The following is a 20088-nucleotide window of genomic DNA, read 5'->3' as shown; positions in this document are numbered from 1 at the left end:
CCACGACCCGAGCAATAGCGAACAGGCGAAGCAATTTCACGAATTTATACAAATTATCGATTGCTTTTGTTTTAAAAAATTCGTGGCTATTTTTTATTTCCAAATAATGGCTTGTGCTGGTTGTAATGGATTTTGTCCCACAAGAATTTTGCTTCCTTGAGGTATTGGTAAGTTTATAGGCTCATTTGTATAATTTACACCTACGTAAAAACCATCTCTCCATTCTATAAATACTCCTTTTGGTAAATCTTCGATAGCGACTTTTGCACGTTCGTAAATTGTACGAACAACTTGTCTTTCCAGACCTCCATCTTTACTTTCTGCTCCAATATAAGTAACTGTTCCTTTGCCTAGTTTTCTTGTAATTGCTGCTGCTTTGTCTTTGTAAAATTGGTCAGCATAAGTTGCAAGAACTTCTGTTCCTTGTTTCGGACTCAAGACATCTGCCCAAGTATTCCATTTATAAGTATTGCTTCCTGCTGTTATTGTTCCGTTAACATTGGCAACAAGCATGTCAAAAAAATCTACATCGGCACCAATTAACGGTACGATTGGACCACTCCAATTGGCTTCAAAGAAATGTCCGTTTCTATCTTTCTGACCAGTACGGCAAGAAAGGATTAAGTTTCCTCCGTTTTCAACATATTTAGTCCACTTATCTACTAATTTTTGATCTATAAGTTGGTAAGCAGGAGCAACGATAAATGGATAAGCAGAGAAATCATCATTTTCGGTAATAAAATCTACTGGAGCGCCAGTCGATTTTATAGCGGTTGTATACGTGTTTCTATGTCTCCAAGTACTCCAGAATTCCGTTTGTTTTTGGTTTTCTAAATCCCAAAGATTTTCATGACTCCATAAAAAACCTGTTTTTCTCTTTGCAATTTCTTGTGGAATTACCGCTTTAGGATTGTATTCTTTACGAAGCAATTTCATGTCCTCAATAGATTGTACAAATTCTTTTCCGCCTGTTGTAAGTGTTACACCATCGGTTCCTACGATTCCGTCATGGTACATTTCGCTACTTCCTAGTGGGTGTCTGTATCTATATGTACATGTAAAAAAACAACCACCACCAAAAGCTTGTGATATCCACATATGAACCGTTCCGGGTTGTAATTGTGGGTTTATCCCAGCCCAGTTTACTTGCCCAGGTTGTAGCTCCATAATACCAGTAACACCGGTTATTGATCTATAGTAATCATTGGCTTCAGATATTTTGTTAGGAGATCCCATTCTAAAACTATCTCCTCCCAAAGGATTTTGCCCACTTACAGGATACATCGTATAGGTAATGAAATCCATTTTGTTGGCGCTTCTTGGGTCGGCATCATAAATTACATTGGTAAAGTTGGTTGTTATCCATTGTTTTGGATCGACATATTTACGAAGTATTTCGGCTTGTCTATTCAAATATTCACCCTGAGCATCTGATGTAAATCTTTTAAAATCTAATACTGCATGCGGACTTAATTTATCTTCAAAATAAATTTCGGCATTAGGTAAAACTATTTGTTCAAAGTTATTATAACGGGTACTCCAAAAATTCCCAACCCATTCCGTATTTAGTTTTTCGATTGTTCCGTATTTGGCTTTAAGCCAAATTTGGAATGCTTTGCGAGCAGAAGGACTAAAATCGGCAGTACCTAAAGGTTCATTGTCGATTTGCCAACCCATGATATTTTTGTTTTTACCGTATCTTTTTCCAAGTTCGGCAACTATTTGATCTGTATATTCTCGGTATTTTTCATTTGTTATAGATACATTAGCTCTATTGCCGTGTTCTCTGCGACGTCCGCTTGCATCTACCAAATAAATTTCAGGATATTTGTCTCCCATCCATGCTGGTGGAGTTGGGGTAGGAGTACAAAGAATCACTTTTAAACCGTTTTTTTCGGCTATAGCAAGTGCATCATCAAGCCATTTAAAATCATATTTACCTTCTTCTGGTTCCATATAAGTCCAAGCAAATTCGGCAAAATGCGTAAACTCAAATCCTAGTTTTTTTATGTTTTTTAGATCACGTTCCCATTGTTCTTTTGGCCATTGCTCAGGATAATAGTAAACGCCAATTTGCATTAAATCGGGTTTAGAGAAAAAACGTTGTGGGTCTTTCTTCTCTGTAGCAGTGGTTTTTTTAGTTTGAGAAAAAACAGGATTCGAATTACAATTTGCGATAAGCAATAGTGTAAATAAAATTTTGACTAATGGTATATTTTGCTTGAACATTCTTGGTTGTATTGAGTTAATCGAATTTGTGGTATTTTTTAATTATTTATCTTCTAAAAGTAGCATTAAATAATGTGAGGCCGACCAGCTAAAGTTAAAAGCTTCCATTCCTTTTCCTGTAAGTGGTTGGTAGTTTTCTCTTATAGATGTGCCTTTGTCCAGAACTCCTTCTGCATTATGAATGAGTTTATGTGCCAATTGGTTTGCTTCGGTTGTATAACCATATTTTTCTAATCCATTTATACCAAAATAACTTTGGTCAAGCCAAATTGGTCCTCTCCAATAGCCACGTTCTGGTTTAAATTTTGGGTGATTTGCTGCCAATGTTGGTAACGGAACAAAAGTATTGAAGATAGCAGGATTCATCATGTTTTCTTTCATCGCCTTGGTTTGTTCGGCAGTAGCAACCTCAGCCCAAATAGGCAAATATCCTTCGCATCCCATTGCTTTTATTAATGTTTTACCGTCGATTGTGGTATCGTAATACCAACCTGTTGTAGGATCCCAAAATTGAGTTTGGATTTTAGCTTTTAATGCCACACTTTCGTCTTGCCATTTTTTAGCTTCTTCATTCAATTTTAAAACTTGAGCCATTTTGTTTAAATAGTTCTTCTCAGCATATAAAAACGAATTCAAGTCAACACTTTCTTGATCTAGCGAATAGGCTTTATCACCGTTTTTTAAGATTTTGCTATCGTCAAAACGAACAGCATTATCCATTCCGCTTTCCCATTTGGCAGCGACCAATGTACCATCTGTAGAACCAAATTCGCATATTCCATCCTGATCATGGTCACGCTCTTTGTACCACCAGTTGTGATATGATTTTAGTTTTGGATAAAACTCTTTTATAAAATTGGCATCTTTCGTTTTCTCATAAATCTTCCAGATTGCCCATGCAGCAAGGGGAGATTTTGTGTTTCGGTAATTGTTTTCTTCTATTAGATTGTTTCTGTAAACACAATCTGGAATAAATCCGTTCGGTTCTTGATAATCAAATAAGGCACGCATTTGGTCTTTTGCTAGTTCAGAATCATAATTGGCGACAGCAACAGCATGTTTCCAGCTGTCCCATGCCCAAAAGCCATGAAACCATTCGTAATTGTAACTCGGGAAAAGCCCACCGTGTTTTAAACCTTCGGCAGCAATTCGGGTATTGTTTTGTAATGTAAGTACTAGTTTAGCAATTAAATCAGAATAGGTATTGTCTTTATAGATGGCTTTTTTCTTGGCTATTAATTGTGCTAGTTGAGTTTCTTTTTCTTTTTGTGTGTTTTTAAGTAGGGTATTGAAGGCTGTTTTTGCTATAACTTCATTCTCTTTTTTCCATGAGTATTGTGAGAAAATAAAGGATTGAGAAACAACGATATCTTTAGTTTCGTTTGGTTTTAAGGTTAGCTTTTCTGTTTGAGTTTTATAACCTTGTTTTGTAATTTCAATTTCTGGGGTTGCATTAAAAAACTGAATATAACCCACAGCTGTACTTTTCGTGGAAACGATTTTTAATGTTTTATTTTCTTTAGATAACTGTAAATCATCTATAAAAAGAGTAGAACCATAAGATGGATAAAGTGTTATTGTTTTTCCTGATTTATTGGTAATACTTGTTTTTTGTAATGCCGAATGTCCTGATAAAAAAACAAGTTGTTGTTTTATCTCTAATTTCTCGTTTTTAAATTGTTGCTCTAAGTGGCTATTGTAGCTGTTTTGGCTTACTAAAGCTGTTTTCCAGTTAATAGCTTCTTGTTTGTTCTCGTCGTTAAGTTGCAAGGAAACAAATGAGGGACTTAACCAAACTCCGTTTTGTTCTGTCATTAAAAAAGGACCAGAAAAACCAGCCTGAACTTCGGATGGTTCTAAGAATCCGAATCCGAACCAAGCGCCTTTATCCGAGAAAACTAATGATTTTCTGTCGGTTGCATTTGCAGGGTTTCCTTTGTAATTTATACTGTTTTTTGAGGATTCTAAAATCGGAAAGTCTTTTTGTGCCCAACTGGATTGTAATATAAAAAAGAATGAAAGAATAAAAAGTGTTTGCCTTTTGCTCATGTTGTTTCGTTTTTTATTGAATGTTTTTGGTTTGAGATATATTTCTCTTTTTTAAATAGTGATTAATAGAGAAATATGAAATCAGTAGATAAAAAGAATAGCCCAAGAAATATAGGGCTATTCTTTTAAAAATTAAAATAATTCAATGGATTAATTTGCTTGTAATTCTGTTAATGGAATTGGATAAAAATTGTTCTTTGATGCATCAAAACCTGTACGGCCTACAGCATCAAGTGCAGCTTTTGCTTTGCCCCAACGACGTAAGTCATAAAAACGATAGTTTTCTAGAGGGAATTCTAGTATTCTTTCGTGTTCGATTTGAGCTTTTACCTCACTACCAGTTGTACCAGTCATTGCAGGCATATCGGCTCTGTCACGAACTTTGTTTATGTAAGGAATAGCTTCGGGTGTACGACCTAATTCGTTTAATGCCTCAGCTTGCATCAACAATACATTAGAGTAACGCATAAGCGGAATGTTGATTGCTGTAAATTCCTGATCCATTTTTTCCTGAGTACTTGGTATGAATTTACGGAACACAGGTTTGTCTGCACCTCCAAATTTTTCATCGTAAGTAGTTCCTAACACTCTTGGGTTATCTGGGTCATTAAAATAAGGATCTTTAAAGAAAAGTGTATTATAAAGACGTGAATCGTAGTTTCCTGTAGTCGCTATTTTTCCTTCTTTTTTAAATTCATTTACTAGCATTGTGCTCGGAAGAATTTCATCCCATCCACCAAGTTCTGATGAAGCCATCCAATAATGTAGTGCATTACGATAGAATGCTCCATTGGCAGTTGTTTCTGAGAATTGTAGTTCGAATATAGATTCTTTAGTGTTTTTATTAGTTCCATCAAACATAGACACATAATCTTTAACCAAATCATATCCTTGTACTTTGTTTAATGCAGTAAGAGATTCGTTTAAGTATGTTTGTTTTTGAGCCGTTTCTTCATAAGCTCTGGTTAAATAAGCAAAACCTAAGTAACTATTGGCAGCTCCGCTAGTAGCACGACCTGTTTTGTCCTGAGATTGTTTAAGAGGCAATATTGCAGCTACAGCTTTAAACTCGCTTGTAATAAAATCCCAAGCTTCGGCACGTGTAGATAAAGGAATGTTTAAATCACTTTCTTTAGTAACGTATTTGTTTCTAACATAAATTTGTTCCCAGTTAAGCAATAATTTCATGTGATAATACGCACGTAAAAAACGAGCTTCTGCTTCTATTTGTGCTCTGTCTGCATCGGTAATAGTTGATGCTGGAACTTGTGGTAATTTATCAATAACTTGATTAGCATTACTAATTCCTCTATAATTGATTCTCCAATATTCGGTAAATTGGCTATTACCATTGGTGTAGGTAAATGTTGAAAGTTCTACCCAGTTTTGGTAATTTAATGCATCACTACCTAAATCACAAATATCTTCACGGTATGCCTCAACAGGCCATTTTATTTCGGCAAAAGTCCATCTATCTGTAGCAGCTTCAAGTTGAGAATATGTTGCTGCAAGGGCAGATTCGGCATCAGATTTGTTCCTCCAGAAATTATTTGAGGTAAGTTCGTCGGGCGATTGTTGGTCTAAATAATCACTGCAACCAGTGATTGTGAATAAACCTATAACGGATAATATAAAAAATATCTTGTTCATGATTATGTTTTTTATAATAGTATTAAAATATATATTGAACACCAGATACAAATGATCTTGTAAATGGATACACAAAACGATCTACTCCTGTATTAAGAACAGAGTCACGTGAGAATTCTGGGTCAATACCTGAGTAATTTGTAATTGTAAATAGGTTCTCGACACTTACATAAAATCTAAGCTTGTCTATTTTGGCACCACCTAACATTTTATTAGGTATTGTATATCCTATTTGTAATTGACGCATTCTGATGAAATCTCCACTTTCTAAGAAACGATCAGACTCACGACTGTTTCCATTAGGGTCTTGTAGTACTGCACGAGGCGTATTACTATGATTTTCTGGTGTCCAAGAGTTAAGTGTTGTAGCCAACATATTTGTTCCTGAATTCATAGATTCGTAAAAATATCTGTTTCCGTTATATAATTTGTTACCCCAACCACTTCCTATTAAAGCAGAGAAATCAAAACCTTTGTAGCTAGCTCCTAAACTTAGGTTAGCTTCCATTTTTGGTAATCCTGTTCCTGCGTATGATTTGTCATTTTCGTCTATAACACCATCTCCGTTTAAATCTTTAAATCGAATATCTCCTGGTTGTGCATTTGGTTGTAATAAAACACCATTTTTGCTATGCGCATTTACTTCGTCAGTAGATTGGAAAATACCATCGGTTCTGTATAAGTAGAATGCACTAATCGGACTTCCTACACGTGCTTGAGTTGGGAAATGTTCTGTGCCAAATTTTAATCCTTGTCCGTAAATTGTCTGTCCTTCATTAGCAAGAGATTCTACGTTGTTTTTAAGCGTTGTAAGGTTAAAGCCTACGTTGTATTTAAACTCATTAATTTGATCACGATAATTAACTTCAAGTTCAAATCCTTTATTACTAATTTTACCTACGTTAAGGATTGGGTTATCTACTCCTGCAGATGGAGCTAGCCTTTTTGTAATCAATAAATTATCGGTTACATTGTGGTAGTAGTTCATAGAACCGCTAATTTTCCCGTTTTTAAGCGTAAAATCGATACCAATATTTTTAGAATCGGTTGTTTCCCATTGTAAGTTTCTATTTTCTAGTGCTGTTGCAATACTTCCTGGCCAAGGGTTGCTTCCGCTTCCTTGTACATAACCTGAACCTAAACCGTTACCAGTTTTAATTAATGTATTTGCAGAGTAATATCCTAAGGCAGCTTCGTTACCTAATTGCCCCCAGCTAGCACGTAATTTTAAAGTAGATATGATGAAATCTTTAGGAAAGAAATCTTCTTTTTCTATTTTCCACCCTACTGCTATAGATGGGAAAGTTCCCCAACGGCTGTCTTCGCCAAATTTAGAAGAACCATCTTTTCTTACTGTCATTTGAAGTAAGTAACGATCATCAAAAGAATAGTTTAATCGGCTAAAGAAAGAAACACGGTTGTATTGAAATTTAGAACCATCAGCAGAATATGTTCCTCCTTTACCAGCTCCGATAGTTGCAAAACCAGGATCTAGAAACCCAGACGGACGATCGATAGAAACCAATTGTCCATTCTCTACAGTATAATCGGTTGTTTTTCCTTCTACGCCTACTCGATTCCAGTTAGACGAAACACCATTTATAGTGTTACCAAGCATTAAACCAAAGGTGTGTTTTCCAAAAGTTTTATCTACTGTAATAATGTTGTCTAATATTTGCTCGTCCCAAAATGTTCTTAATTCTTCTTGTGTAGCATATTGATGTATCTCTTTTGGGTTGGCAATATATGGAGGGAAATGGTACGTTTCCTGATTGTTTTTTACACGGTAAGAGTACGCTATTTTATATTTTAGCCATGAAGCAAAGTTTGCAGTTATGGCAATATTTGCCGTTAAATCCTGTCCTTTTTTCATACCATCTCTAAAATGTTCTTCGGCAACTGGGTTTGTACCAGCTGGTAAGCCATTTTTGTTTGATAATCCATAACCATAAGGTTCGTTAGCATCATAAACAGGAACTAGCGGAGACATGGTGTACACTTCTTTTAATTGAAAATTAGGCAGCTCATTTTGTGTTGCTATATATGCCATTTTTCCATCTACATCGAAGATTGATTTTTTGAAACTAACTCTTGCACTAGCAGTTTGTTGCCCAAATTCATTATCGATTACAATTCCCTTTTGCTTTACATAGTTACCATATAATGCAAACTTAATATCACCTTGTCTTCCTTGGATACCTAAACCGTAATTTTGAGTAAGTCCAGAACGGAAAACCTCATCTTGCCAATCGGTATCGGTTGTAGATGGAGCGGATATATATGCTGGAAGTGGTTTAGGAGAAGTAGCATATTTATTATATTCATCGTACATTCTTTTGTGTACAGTTTTGTATTCATCAGCATTTAATAAATCCAACGTTTTAGATGGATTGGTGATGCTTAAAAAGGAACTAAAATCTACTTTTACGCCTTCTTTCTGACCGTTTTTGGTTGTAACAATAATAACTCCATTGGCGGCAACAGATCCGTAAATTGCAGCAGCAGCACCATCTTTAAGAACCTCCATAGATTCTATATTTGTTGGGTTAACTGTATTTATGTTTCCTTGAAATCCATCAATGATGTAAAGAGGTTCAGTAGCGCCAAAAGTATTTACCCCACGTATTTTTACTTGTACATCAGCACCTGCAACACCACCACTTTTTTGCACATTTACTCCAGATACTAAGCCTTGTAAAGCTTCGGCAGGATTTGTTGTAGCTCGTGTTTCAAGGCTTTCTTTCTTTACAGAAGAGATAGCTCCAGTAACGTTACCTTTCTTTTGCGTACCATAACCAATCACGATTACCTCGTTAAGTTTATTGGTTTCTTCTTGCATTGATACATTAATTACGCTACGATTATCAAGTGCTTCTGTTTTTTCTATAAAACCTACGTATGAAAAAACAATAGTTTGATTTGTACCGCTTGGTGTATACGTTAACGAGTACGACCCATCAAAATCGGTTGCAGCGTTGTATTTAGTCCCTTTTATAAATATACTCACACCTGGTAAAGTGTTGTTCTTATCATCTGTAACTTTTCCAGAGATAGTTTTTTTTGCCTGACTTTCTTGCGCAAGCAAGGTATTAGGCAGCCAAAAAAGGAGAATGATCGGCATTAGAAAAGGCTTCCTAAGTAAGTTTTTTAATTGTTTCATTGGTGTTAGTTTTTGGTTTCTGGTTGTGGTTAAGCTTTTTATTCTATTTGAGGAGGGGATTCGTGGTGGTTATTAATTTTTTGTCATTATGAATGGGTTTTTCTTTTAAAAAAGTGATATTTATTTTTTTGAATGCTTTTTGTTAAGAATAATGAAATCCAAATTTAGAAGATTGTATATATAAAATACACCAGTACCTACCAGTTTGTTTTTGATGCTCAAAAAAAAATGTGCCAAGTGTGCCATTTTAACAAGTGATAAAATTGGTAGATTATTGAGGTTAGAAAATCAAAAAAATAGGATGATTCTAAATGCTCATAAATTAATATAGAGGAAACAGATATGCAGTAAAATTTGTCTGAAAGATGAAAAAGCGCAAGGTTTTTCGTTGTAATATTAAGTGAAATGTATAAGTGATAATATTTTAAAGTAATCTCTTAATTGTATTTTATCTTTTTAAAAACTATTTTTTTGAAATGATTCTGTTATCAAAGTAAAATTTTAAGTATGAGTTTTAGTACAATTAAGTCTTGAAATCTATTCTTTTTTAATACTAAAAGTTTTAGCGGGAGAGCGGTATATTTTTTTTGGAATGATTCGAAAATAACCCTACCAGTACAAATCAGTTTGGTTTTTTGATGGTAATGTTTAAAGAAGTTTTCTTTTAATCAATTTGATATGTTACAAGTATTGAGAAGAATGCATAAAAAAATCCCTTTTTCAACTTTTAAATTGAGAAAGGGATTTGAGTATATTTAATAGAATCTAGTTCTTCAAGTCTTTGATTACTTTAAAAGCGATATCTACTTGATCTTCGCTTACTAAAATTGTAAATTCATTTGAAGTCGAAATTACTTCGTTGATTATAATTCCTTCCCAAGCCAAACGTTGGAATATGAAATAGTAAATTCCAGGAACTACAATATTTTCTTTTGGTAATTTTACAGTAATTGAAGCTAAGTTGCTCAGTTTCTGAATTAATTTTTCGCGAGCAAAATGCTTTTCAACTAATTGATTTATACTGCTGCTAACTACGATATTGGTTTCGTTTACACCACGAGATGAGGTATAAAATATGTCCGATAAAGTATTAATGTCTGAGATCAAATCAGCTTGTTTGTTTAAAACAGTTTCTGATGCTGCAAAAGTGTAATCCGTAAGTTCAGAGCGTACGGTAATCTCACCGATATTTTTGATTACTTTATTGATTTTGTGATTCAGTTTGAAATCTAATTCTTCCGTTAATCGTTTTAAAGACATTACTACAGCGCCTTGTTTTACTTCTTTGCCAAACTCGCTTTCTAATTCTGTCATTATATTTCTAGACAATGAGGTCAGGTTAATAATGCCGAGTGATAATGCATTTAATAAAAAAGGCTTCGTTTTGATGTAATTTTCTACGATGGAGGAAACAGTTTTCATAATTTTCTGGTTTTTTACTAATTTAGTGTGGTTGGTTTAGTTAGTTGTTGTGTTATATTTTTTTACAAATATAAATTAAAAAACAATTTGTTACAATTATAACAATCAGAAAATTATGTTAAAAATGATAAAAAGCGTCTATAAGATGTTCAACTACAAAGGATTCCTTTTTTTTAAGGATTCCGATGATATCAAAACGAACTTCAAAATCTATTTCCCTATCGTTTATGTAGGCATTTACTGCCTTTACAAGAAGTTGGATTTTTTTTGCATCGACAAAATCTTGTGGCGAACCAAAATCCAGACTCGATCTTGTCTTTACTTCTACAATAGCGAGGATATTTTCTTTGGTTGCAATAATATCAATTTCGGCTTTCTGGAAAGTCCAATTTCGATCTAGAATTTTATAGCCGTTTTCTTGAAGATATTCCACAGCAAGATCTTCTCCTTTTTTTCCGAGCTCATTGTGTTCAGCCATGTTTTTTAGTTATTGAAAGGTTAGTATTCAGTTTCAGTCTCAGTTTTTTTATGCTATTAGTTTTCATGCAAAGACGCAGAGTTGCAAAGTTTGGATTAGGTTTCTTTGCGACTCTGCGTCTTTGCGAGATTGTACTTAATTAAATAGGTACTTAGACTAGGTATTGTTTATGCTATTTATTAAAAACAAGCATACTTCCCGCCGCATTAACTTCGATTGTAACGGTGCTTCCCATTACTAATGCTCTATTGTCTTGGATATGTCCTGCAGGGAAATTAAAAATGACTGGGATATTGTATTTCTTGGTAACATCATCTATAATTTCTAAGGCATTTTTCCCCCACGGAATATCGTTGTCTTTCATTTTAGTCATTGCTCCAATCACGATTCCCTTTAGGTTTTCGATGCAACCGTTGCGTTTTAAATTCATCATCATACGATCGATATGATATAGGTATTCATCTAAATCTTCTATAAAAAGTATTTTATCCTGACAGTCGATAGCCGATTTAGAACCTAATAAACTATATAGTATAGATAAATTACCTCCAACTAATTCGCCAGTTGCTTTCCCGAAACGATTCATAGGATCAGGAGAAACAGTGTATGAAATCGGGTTGCCAAATAAAGCCATTTGCATAGTAGCAATTGCATCTGGAGTTGCACGTGGGACACTTACAGGCATAATACCGTGAATAGATTTATATCCCATCGTATTAAGATGATTGTGTAAAACGGTAACATCACTAAAACCAATAACCCATTTAGGATGCTGTTTAAATTTTGTAAAATCAAGTAAATCTATCATTCTAACCGTTCCGTAACCACCGCGAACACACCAAATAGCTTTAATGTTTGGGTTATCCATTTGATGCTGAAAATCGGCTGCACGTTGTTCGTCGGTTCCAGCAAGCTGATTTGTGTCTAAACCTATTGTGCTTCCAATTACAGTTTCTATTCCCCAGCTTTTAAGCAAGTCTATAGTAGGTTTTAAATTATCATCGATGTTTTTTCGGGCAGTTGCTACAAGTGCTACAGTATCGCCTTTTTGTAAATAAGGTGGTGTTATCATGTTTTGTTGAGATTGACAGGTGAATGATTGTAATGCTATAATAAGAAATGCGAATTTACAAAAAGCAAAATGTTTCTTTATGTATTGGAATTGGTTTGTAATCATGTTTTTTGTTTTTAGTTTACAACAACATTGTCTAATTGTGTTGTAGTTATATCTGTTAGTTTTCCTTTTTTGGTTGTGCTATTTCCTATCCAATTGTACGTTTTACCGCCAGTAACTATTGTAATTCCTATAGTATTGTTGTTATCATAAATGGTATAAACAACATCTTTATTCTTGAAGGTAACAGTATTGTTTTTTCTGTCAAAATTAAAATCAGGATTCTCATAAGCCGTATTTATAGGGTAAGAAAACTCCACTTCATCATTTTTATCAATTAAAACATAGTTAAGTGTCCGGTCATTGATGTTAAACAAAACAACCTGTTTCTGATTTTTATCTACCGTAAAAGATAATATAGTTTTTATACCCTCTTCGTCTAGATTAATTGTGTTTTTGGATGTTAATACCATTTTTTTACCATCCCAATTTTGTTCGCTGTAATTATTAAATGGATACCCCATTTGATTCTCTTCGATTATCTTAACCACTTTTGGTTTGTTATTCTCGACAATAAATTCCGAAAACTGATGCCAGCAACAGCCACTTTTTGTCATTACACTAATTCGTTTCTGCTTATAATCTACCTGAAACATACCACAATATTCTTGAGCAAGTGCTGTAAATTCGGGGCTGAATTTAAACCCGCTTTTACTTCCTAAATATATTCTAAAAGAAGGGCCGTGGTAACAGCTGTTCTGTCCGTCTTCGATCGCAAAATCTTTAATTCCGTCAAAGTTATAATCTTCATACATTATCGAACTTTGCTCTCCATAAGGCACTTGTTTTATGTTTGCTAGTGCTTTTCCGTCGTGTAAACTCAATGCTAGTTCTTCAGCTTCTACTTTTATAATTTGTTTTTGGGATTTAGTATCATAAATCGCAACCCAACCTTGAGAAAAAACTTCGGATGTGTCCGAGATAAATATCTTTCCATAATAATCCTTAGAGAAGTTACTTACTTTAAAAGTTGCTTGAGCAAAAGTAAAGTTGAATATAAAGACGAGTATAGTTGTCGCAAAAAGTTTCATTTTATATCAATATTATAAATGTCAATCCCTTGTTTTTAGGGGATAAATTAGATTTTGTAAGACAAAGATAGCCATTATCAAAAGTAATTTGAAATATCTTACTTAAATGAATTAGATTTATAATTGAAAGAAATTTCTTTAAATTAAAAGTTTTTCTTTTTTTAATATGAATCGTTATGAGAATAATTACCTTTTCTATCTTTATATTTTTCAATTTATTGATGACACAACTACACGGACAAACCAAAAAGTACACGATTCATACAGTGGCTTTTTATAATCTAGAAAACCTTTTTGATACCATAAAGAATCCAAATATTATGGATGACGAATGGACGCCAAATGGTGCACGACATTGGACATCCAAAAAATACTTTAAGAAATTATCCAATCTTGCTCAGGTTTTATCCGAAATTGGAACGCCCGAGAATCCTAATGCGCCAACATTTATTGGCTGTGCCGAAATAGAAAATAGGGGAGTTCTCGAGGATTTAATAAAACAACCTAAATTAATAGATAAAGAATACGGAATCATTCATTTCGATTCGCCAGATCAGCGAGGTATCGATGTGGCTTTACTATATCAGAAAAAATATTTCAAACCAGTTACCTTTTCTAATGTTCCGCTCGTTATTTATAAGAAACCAATAGAAAATAGTATAGATACAATAGAGAATAAGAAGAATCGGGTATTTACCCGAGACCAATTGCTTGTAACGGGATTTCTAGATGGAGAGGAAATTAATATAATTGTAAATCACTGGCCGTCACGTTCTGGCGGCGAACAAAAATCGAGTCCGTATCGAGAAGCTGCTGGAGCTTTGAACAGAAAAATAATCGATTCCTTGCAGCAAATAAATCCTAATGCTAAAGTAATTACCATGGGTGATCTTAATGATGGGCCTTATAATAAAAGTGTAAAAGTTGCGCTTGGCGCGAAAGCCAATAAGGCCGATGTACCTGAGTTTGGGGTTTACAATCCCTTTGAAGATATGGCAAAGAAGGGAATGGGAACTATTGCGTATCGCGATTCATGGGATGTTTTTGATCAGATCATGGTTACGGAATCCTTAATCAAGACCGATTTTAGTTCGTATCGATTCTGGAAAGCAGGAATCTTCAATAAATCGTATTTAGTACAAACTTCAGGACAATATAAAGGATATCCGTTACGGCATGCCACAACCGAAGTTGGTTACAGTGACCATTTTCCAGTTTATGTTTATCTTATTAAAGAGATGAGCTTCTAGTTTTTAGTCACAGTACCAGTCACAGTTTTCAGTTGTCAATCGCTACTTCGACTGGTACGGTAAACTGATACTATAACTGAACATCGAGACTGAATACTGGTACTAAAAACTGCGACTGAATACTTTTTTACTAACTTAGCAGCTTAGTAACTTAGCACTTCAAAAATATGGCAATAGCTAAACCATTCAATCTTACTAAATGGATTGATGAAAACCGTCACTTACTTAAACCACCTGTAGGAAATAAAAATTTATATACTGAATCAGGCGATTATATTGTAATGGTTGTTGCGGGACCAAATGCCCGAAAAGACTATCATTATAATGAAACCGAAGAATTGTTTTACCAACTTGAGGGAAGCATAAAAGTTATCATCCAAGAAGATGGTGAACGCAAGGAAATGGAATTACATGCGGGAGATATGTATCTTCATCCTGCTCGTGTACCACATTCTCCAGTACGCTCAGAAGGTTCTATAGGTTTGGTAATCGAGCGAAAACGTGCCGGTAAAGGTTATAAAGATGGATTGCTTTGGCATTGTGACAATTGTAATCACAAATTATATGAAGTGTTCTTTGAGCTTCATAATATCGAGAAAGATTTCTTGCCACACTTCGAGCATTTTTATAATTCTAAAGATTTGAGAACGTGTAAAAAATGCGGAACTGTAATGGAATCTGACCCAAGATTTGTGGCTAAAAAATAATTCTGTGTTTTCTATTTAAAAGATATACTTTTGCAAAAAAAAAATAAATTATCCACATGGACGATTATTATTCGAGGAAGAAGAAAGATAAACAGGAATAGTTGTTGCCTAATGCATGCGCTATTCCTATAATAACGTTTTGCATTATGATTACCTTTTACAAAAACAACAACGGATTATTCCCAACAGAAAACCGCGAAAACAACAAATGGATTAATGTAGTTTGCCCTACTCAGGAAGAAACTAAATTCTTACTCCAGGAGTTACAAATCCCAGAAGCTTTTTATAATGATATTGAAGATATCGACGAAAGACCTCGTATAGAAATCGAAAACGGTTGGTTTCTTATCATCTTGCGAATTCCTTTTAAGAGCAATGATGCAAAATTACCTTTTAATACCGCACCTTTAGGATTGATGTTTAAAGACGATGTTTTTGTATCGCTTAGTTTTCATCAAACCGAGATTTTACCCGATTTCGTTTTATATACCCAACGCAAAAAATCGGATATCAGCAGTCACTTCGATTTAGTTTTAAAACTGCTTTTGTCTTCAAGTATTTGGTTCTTAAAATACCTAAAACAAATAAATCAGCGTATTCGATTGGCTGAAGATAATCTGGAAAAATCGATTAAAAATGAAGAATTACAAGCATTGCTTCAAATAGAAAAATGTTTAGTGTTCTTTATTACTTCCCTAAAAGGCAACGATATGTTGTTTCATAGAATTAAAAACCTAAAAAATCACAGAGACGATTTTGATCCTGTTTTAGTCGAAGATGTTGAAATTGAGTTACGTCAAGCTGAAGAAACTACAAATATCTACAGTAATATCTTAACCGGAATGATGGATGCTTATGCATCTGTAATCTCAAATAACTTAAATGTTATCATGAAAAGGTTAACTTCGATTTCGATAATCTTAATGATTCCAACATTGGTGGCGAGTTTGTATGGAATGAACGTTCCTAATAATCTTCAGGAAAACAATCACGGATTCTTTATTATCTTGTTGATTTCATTATTAATATCAATTTGTGGTGTTTTCTTGTTCAAGAAAAAGAATATGTTTTAAACTTGTCATCTAATTTTACAATAATTAAAATATAAGTGTTTTTTCACGCAGATTACACAAGATTTAAGCTGATGTACGTAGATTTTTAATAATAAATCTTAGTAGTTATATAGTTAACTTTTGTGCTTGAAGTACTCATTTGACTATCTTTAGAACTTAAACGTATAATAGTTTATATAATTTATCTTAACCATATAAGTGGTTTAAGCTAATATAAGTGTAAAACTAAAATGTACTTACATTACTTATATGGTTGGCATTCTTGTTATATTTTTAACTCGAAAGGCTCAATCTTAATTAAAAACGTAACAGTATAATGACTAAAAATATCTCCGAAAAATCATTTGAATCATTTCATTGGCTTGACATAAAAGGACCAACCGAAGCGCAATTAGAAGATATTGCTAAAAAGTATAATCTAGAGGTTTTTCCTGTAAAGGATTCTCTGGAACATGGGCACTTACCCAAAATTGAAAAGATAAAAAATTATGATTTTATCATTTTAAGAGCTTATACAGCAAATGAATTTGATAATAATTCTACGGTAGAAGAACTGTCTAATAAAGTTGCTTTTTTTTATAATGAAAGTCAGTTGATTACGATTCATAGAACGCCGTTTTTATTCTTAGAAGATATTTTTAAATCTGATTTAAAATGTAAATCAGTTTATGAACTGGTTATTCATATTTTTAAAGAAATCGTTAAAACATACGATGCACCTTCGCAATGGCAAACCGATCAGGTCGATGAAGTAGAAAAAACTATTTTCTTGAAAAAGGAAAACAAAATATCTTTGGAAGATTTGTATTTCCAGAAAGCAGAAACAAGGATTAGTAAGAAATTATTAGTGCTTACGCAAAATGTAATCAATAAAATTCAAGTTCCTGACGAAAATTTATCGGCGCTTGAGGATGTAAAAGATAATCTTGTTAGACTTATTCTTGCTTATGAGGAAGCAATGGAGGATGCCATCAACTTAATGAACACTTTCTTGTCTGTAACGGCTCAGAAAAATAATGATGTTGTTAAATTATTAACAGTTTTCTCTGCTTTTTTCTTGCCTTTAACCTTTTTAGTAGGTGTTTATGGGATGAATTTTAAATTTATGCCAGAATTGGAATGGAAATATGGTTATTTGTACGCAATTATTTTTATGTTTGTCATGTGTGTTTTTATCTATATATGGTTTAAAAAGAAAAACATTATGTAACCACGCGTAATAAATTTTAATAGATAGATAAAATCAAATATATTTACATAAAAAAAAATATAACAATTTCTAACCAAAAAGTTACAATGATAACAATAGCAGAGCAATTCGGAATGAAAGACGCATTGGCGCAATTGGGTATAAAAGCCATAAACGAAGGAACATCAACCGGAATAAACAACTTTTCTTCAGGTGATATTCTTGAAAGCTTTTCGCCAGTAGACGGAAAATTAATAGCATCGGTAAAAACATCTACAGCTGCCGATTACGAAAAAGTAATGCAAACAGCAACTGAGGCATTTAAAACATTCAGACTTATGCCAGCGCCGCAACGTGGAGAAATCGTACGTCAGTTTGGAGAAAAATTACGCCAGAATAAAGAAGCTTTAGGTAAATTGGTTTCTTACGAAATGGGGAAATCATTACAAGAAGGATATGGTGAAGTTCAAGAGATGATCGATATTTGCGATTTTGCAGTAGGATTATCACGTCAGCTTCACGGATTAACAATGCATTCAGAGCGTCCAGGACACCGTATGTATGAGCAATATCACCCAATGGGAATTGTCGGAATCATTTCGGCATTTAATTTCCCAGTGGCAGTTTGGTCATGGAACACGGCTTTGGCTTGGATTTGTGGTGATGTTTGCGTTTGGAAACCATCAGAGAAAACACCTCTTTGTGGTATAGCTTGCCAGAATATAATTGCTCAGGTAATTAAAGAGAATAATCTTCCAGAAGGTATTTCTTGTTTGATAAATGGAGATTATAAAGTAGGGGAGTTAATGACTGCAGATAAACGTATTCCTTTAGTTTCAGCTACAGGTTCTACTCGTATGGGTAAAATTGTTGCTCAAACAGTTGCAGGACGTTTAGGTAAATCATTATTAGAGTTAGGAGGAAATAATGCAATTATTGTTACTCCAGATGCAGATATTAAAATGACTGTTATTGGTGCTGTTTTTGGAGCAGTAGGAACAGCAGGACAACGTTGTACATCTACACGTCGTTTAATCATTCACGAAAGTATTTATGACAAAGTAAAAGATGCTATTGTTTCGGCTTATAAACAATTACGTATCGGAAATCCTTTGGATGAAAATAACCATGTTGGTCCGCTTATCGATACTCATGCAGTAGAGATGTATGCTAATGCTCTGACAAAAGTTGTTGCCGAAGGAGGTAAAATCCTTGTAGAAGGTGGTGTACTTTCTGGAGAAGGTTACGAAAGTGGCTGTTATGTAAAACCTGCTATTGCTGAAGCAGAAAATTCATTTGAAATCGTACAACACGAAACATTTGCTCCAGTTTTATACTTAATAAAATACAGCGGAAATGTAGAAAACGCTGTTGATATACAAAACGGAGTTGCTCAAGGTTTATCTTCTGCAATTATGACTAACAACTTGCGTGAAGCTGAGTATTTCTTATCTGTTGTAGGATCAGATTGCGGAATTGCAAACGTAAACATCGGAACATCTGGTGCAGAAATTGGTGGAGCCTTTGGTGGTGAAAAAGAAACTGGTGGAGGTCGTGAATCAGGTTCTGATGCTTGGAAAATATACATGCGTCGCCAAACTAATACTATCAATTATACTACAAGTTTGCCATTGGCACAAGGAATAAAATTTGATTTGTAAGATTAGAATCATTTATATCAAAACCGCTTTTTTCCATATTATTTGGGAGAAGCGGTTTTTTTTATTGCTTAATTCATAGTGTTTTATTTAAATTAGCATTTAAGTATGAAATGTTTTGTTATTTCTGATGCCATTTTAGGTAAATAGTAGTAGAAATGATAATAGAGTAACCAAATAATATTTTGAAAAATTATTAAAATGAGTTTGATTTTTTTAGCAGGACTTACGCCTTTTGGATATGGTTTTTTAGGAGTGATGGCGCTTTCTGTTTTAATTGCTTATATGTGGCTTAAGGCATCTGGCAAAAAAGAAAAAATGGGTTGCCTCTCTGTAGGATTAACTGCTTTTGTTATTTGGTTTGTTTTAATGTTTCCCACAGCTATATCTTTTTCGATTATAGAGAATGGGACTGAAATAGCACAAATTGGTGTGGCTGTATTTTGGACTCTAATTTTTGCATTGGCAGCATACATCATATTCAGTAAGAATAGAACTGGAGTTAAAAAAGTCCTTCTTTCGATTTTTAAAAGTGTTTTGTTCTTAGTAGTACTAGGATTGTTTTTAACCATGGTTAGCGGCTTAGCCTATTTCGTTTATTTAAGGCTTTTTACTCATGAAAAAGATGATACTCCTGTTTGGGTTGCTTTTCTGTGTATCTTTTTTGTAGCATCACTTATTTTGGCTGCTTTTGGTCTTTTAATACAAAGGAAAGAAGGGATGAAAAAAGAAAAGTCAACCTTTTATAAGTTAGAAGAAGCAAAGTTAAAACCCGAAATGGTAGTAGAGTTAAATTTATCTAATGCTAAACTAGATACCTTTCCGGTAGCAATTTTGCAATTTAAGAATATTAAGTTTTTGATTTTAAGTAATAATAATATTGGTGAAATTCCTAACGAAGTCAATAAATTACAAGAATTAATAGGTTTAGATTTAAGTAATAATCCTATTTCTGATTCAGAACGAAATAAGATTCGAAGGTTGCTTTCTAATCAAGTTGAAGTTGTGTTTTAATAGT

General features: G+C 33.9%; 14 protein-coding genes. 6 read left to right on the top strand and 8 right to left on the bottom strand.

Features of this window, described 5'->3' with window-relative positions; translation table 11 throughout:
* Positions 1-93: 93 nt before the first annotated feature.
* The 8 genes from IW20_RS02450 to IW20_RS02415 form a co-directional block, all read right to left on the bottom strand.
* Positions 94-2229 (bottom strand): beta-galactosidase, encoded by a 2136-nt coding sequence (locus IW20_RS02450; protein ID WP_051885496.1) that lies wholly within the window; start codon positions 2227-2229, stop codon positions 94-96.
* Between the two features lie 42 nt (positions 2230-2271).
* Positions 2272-4278: an MGH1-like glycoside hydrolase domain-containing protein gene (locus tag IW20_RS02445; protein ID WP_035618297.1), complete on the bottom strand. Its 2007-nt coding sequence runs from the start codon at positions 4276-4278 to the stop codon at positions 2272-2274.
* A 150-nt stretch (positions 4279-4428) separates the two neighbouring features.
* Positions 4429-5928 (bottom strand): RagB/SusD family nutrient uptake outer membrane protein, encoded by a 1500-nt coding sequence (locus IW20_RS02440; RefSeq protein ID WP_035618780.1) that lies wholly within the window; start codon positions 5926-5928, stop codon positions 4429-4431.
* A 22-nt stretch (positions 5929-5950) separates the two neighbouring features.
* Positions 5951-9088, bottom strand: a complete 3138-nt coding sequence (locus tag IW20_RS02435; RefSeq protein WP_035618295.1) for a SusC/RagA family TonB-linked outer membrane protein — start codon at positions 9086-9088, stop codon at positions 5951-5953.
* 765 nt (positions 9089-9853) lie between these two features.
* Positions 9854-10510, bottom strand: a complete 657-nt coding sequence (locus IW20_RS02430; protein WP_035618292.1) for an aspartate kinase — start codon at positions 10508-10510, stop codon at positions 9854-9856.
* 118 nt (positions 10511-10628) lie between these two features.
* Positions 10629-10988, bottom strand: a complete 360-nt coding sequence (locus IW20_RS02425; RefSeq protein WP_035618289.1) for a YraN family protein — start codon at positions 10986-10988, stop codon at positions 10629-10631.
* Between the two features lie 172 nt (positions 10989-11160).
* The gene (locus tag IW20_RS02420; protein WP_035618286.1) at positions 11161-12060 is read right to left on the bottom strand and encodes a S66 peptidase family protein; all 900 of its coding nucleotides are present in this window, start codon (positions 12058-12060) and stop codon (positions 11161-11163) included.
* A gap of 116 nt (positions 12061-12176) precedes the next feature.
* Positions 12177-13193 (bottom strand): XAC2610-related protein, encoded by a 1017-nt coding sequence (locus IW20_RS02415; protein ID WP_051885495.1) that lies wholly within the window; start codon positions 13191-13193, stop codon positions 12177-12179.
* Positions 13194-13369: 176 nt separating this feature from the next.
* Between IW20_RS02415 and IW20_RS02405 the strand changes: the two genes are divergently transcribed.
* From IW20_RS02405 to IW20_RS02380, 6 genes are all read left to right on the top strand, one after another.
* The gene (locus tag IW20_RS02405) at positions 13370-14443 is read left to right on the top strand and encodes an endonuclease/exonuclease/phosphatase family protein (protein ID WP_035618280.1); all 1074 of its coding nucleotides are present in this window, start codon (positions 13370-13372) and stop codon (positions 14441-14443) included.
* Between the two features lie 167 nt (positions 14444-14610).
* Complete coding sequence (locus IW20_RS02400; protein ID WP_035618277.1) at positions 14611-15150, top strand: 3-hydroxyanthranilate 3,4-dioxygenase; 540 nt, start codon at positions 14611-14613, stop codon at positions 15148-15150.
* A gap of 146 nt (positions 15151-15296) precedes the next feature.
* The gene (locus tag IW20_RS02395; protein WP_035618274.1) at positions 15297-16223 is read left to right on the top strand and encodes a magnesium transporter CorA family protein; all 927 of its coding nucleotides are present in this window, start codon (positions 15297-15299) and stop codon (positions 16221-16223) included.
* Positions 16224-16539: 316 nt separating this feature from the next.
* Complete coding sequence (locus IW20_RS02390) at positions 16540-17433, top strand: CorA family divalent cation transporter (protein ID WP_035618271.1); 894 nt, start codon at positions 16540-16542, stop codon at positions 17431-17433.
* Between the two features lie 86 nt (positions 17434-17519).
* The gene (amaB, locus tag IW20_RS02385) at positions 17520-19073 is read left to right on the top strand and encodes an L-piperidine-6-carboxylate dehydrogenase (protein WP_035618268.1); all 1554 of its coding nucleotides are present in this window, start codon (positions 17520-17522) and stop codon (positions 19071-19073) included.
* A 198-nt stretch (positions 19074-19271) separates the two neighbouring features.
* Positions 19272-20084: a leucine-rich repeat domain-containing protein gene (locus IW20_RS02380; protein ID WP_035618265.1), complete on the top strand. Its 813-nt coding sequence runs from the start codon at positions 19272-19274 to the stop codon at positions 20082-20084.
* Positions 20085-20088: the final 4 nt, after the last annotated feature.

The sequence above is a fragment of the Flavobacterium hydatis genome (assembly GCF_000737695.1).
In the GTDB taxonomy this organism is placed as follows: Bacteria; Bacteroidota; Bacteroidia; order Flavobacteriales; family Flavobacteriaceae; genus Flavobacterium; species Flavobacterium hydatis.
The sequence above is the reverse complement of the archived record's forward strand: the minus strand, read 5'-3'. Positions and strand labels throughout refer to the sequence as shown.

Coding starts and splice junctions, on each gene's coding strand:
- IW20_RS02450 (WP_051885496.1), bottom strand. CDS start 2,229: ATGTTCAAGCAAAATATACCATTAGTCAAAATTTTATTTACACTATTG.
- IW20_RS02445 (WP_035618297.1), bottom strand. CDS start 4,278: ATGAGCAAAAGGCAAACACTTTTTATTCTTTCATTCTTTTTTATATTA.
- IW20_RS02440 (WP_035618780.1), bottom strand. CDS start 5,928: ATGAACAAGATATTTTTTATATTATCCGTTATAGGTTTATTCACAATC.
- IW20_RS02435 (WP_035618295.1), bottom strand. CDS start 9,088: ATGAAACAATTAAAAAACTTACTTAGGAAGCCTTTTCTAATGCCGATC.
- IW20_RS02430 (WP_035618292.1), bottom strand. CDS start 10,510: ATGAAAACTGTTTCCTCCATCGTAGAAAATTACATCAAAACGAAGCCT.
- IW20_RS02425 (WP_035618289.1), bottom strand. CDS start 10,988: ATGGCTGAACACAATGAGCTCGGAAAAAAAGGAGAAGATCTTGCTGTG.
- IW20_RS02420 (WP_035618286.1), bottom strand. CDS start 12,060: ATGATAACACCACCTTATTTACAAAAAGGCGATACTGTAGCACTTGTA.
- IW20_RS02415 (WP_051885495.1), bottom strand. CDS start 13,193: ATGAAACTTTTTGCGACAACTATACTCGTCTTTATATTCAACTTTACT.
- IW20_RS02405 (WP_035618280.1), top strand. CDS start 13,370: ATGAGAATAATTACCTTTTCTATCTTTATATTTTTCAATTTATTGATG.
- IW20_RS02400 (WP_035618277.1), top strand. CDS start 14,611: ATGGCAATAGCTAAACCATTCAATCTTACTAAATGGATTGATGAAAAC.
- IW20_RS02395 (WP_035618274.1), top strand. CDS start 15,297: ATGATTACCTTTTACAAAAACAACAACGGATTATTCCCAACAGAAAAC.
- IW20_RS02390 (WP_035618271.1), top strand. CDS start 16,540: ATGACTAAAAATATCTCCGAAAAATCATTTGAATCATTTCATTGGCTT.
- amaB (WP_035618268.1), top strand. CDS start 17,520: ATGATAACAATAGCAGAGCAATTCGGAATGAAAGACGCATTGGCGCAA.
- IW20_RS02380 (WP_035618265.1), top strand. CDS start 19,272: ATGAGTTTGATTTTTTTAGCAGGACTTACGCCTTTTGGATATGGTTTT.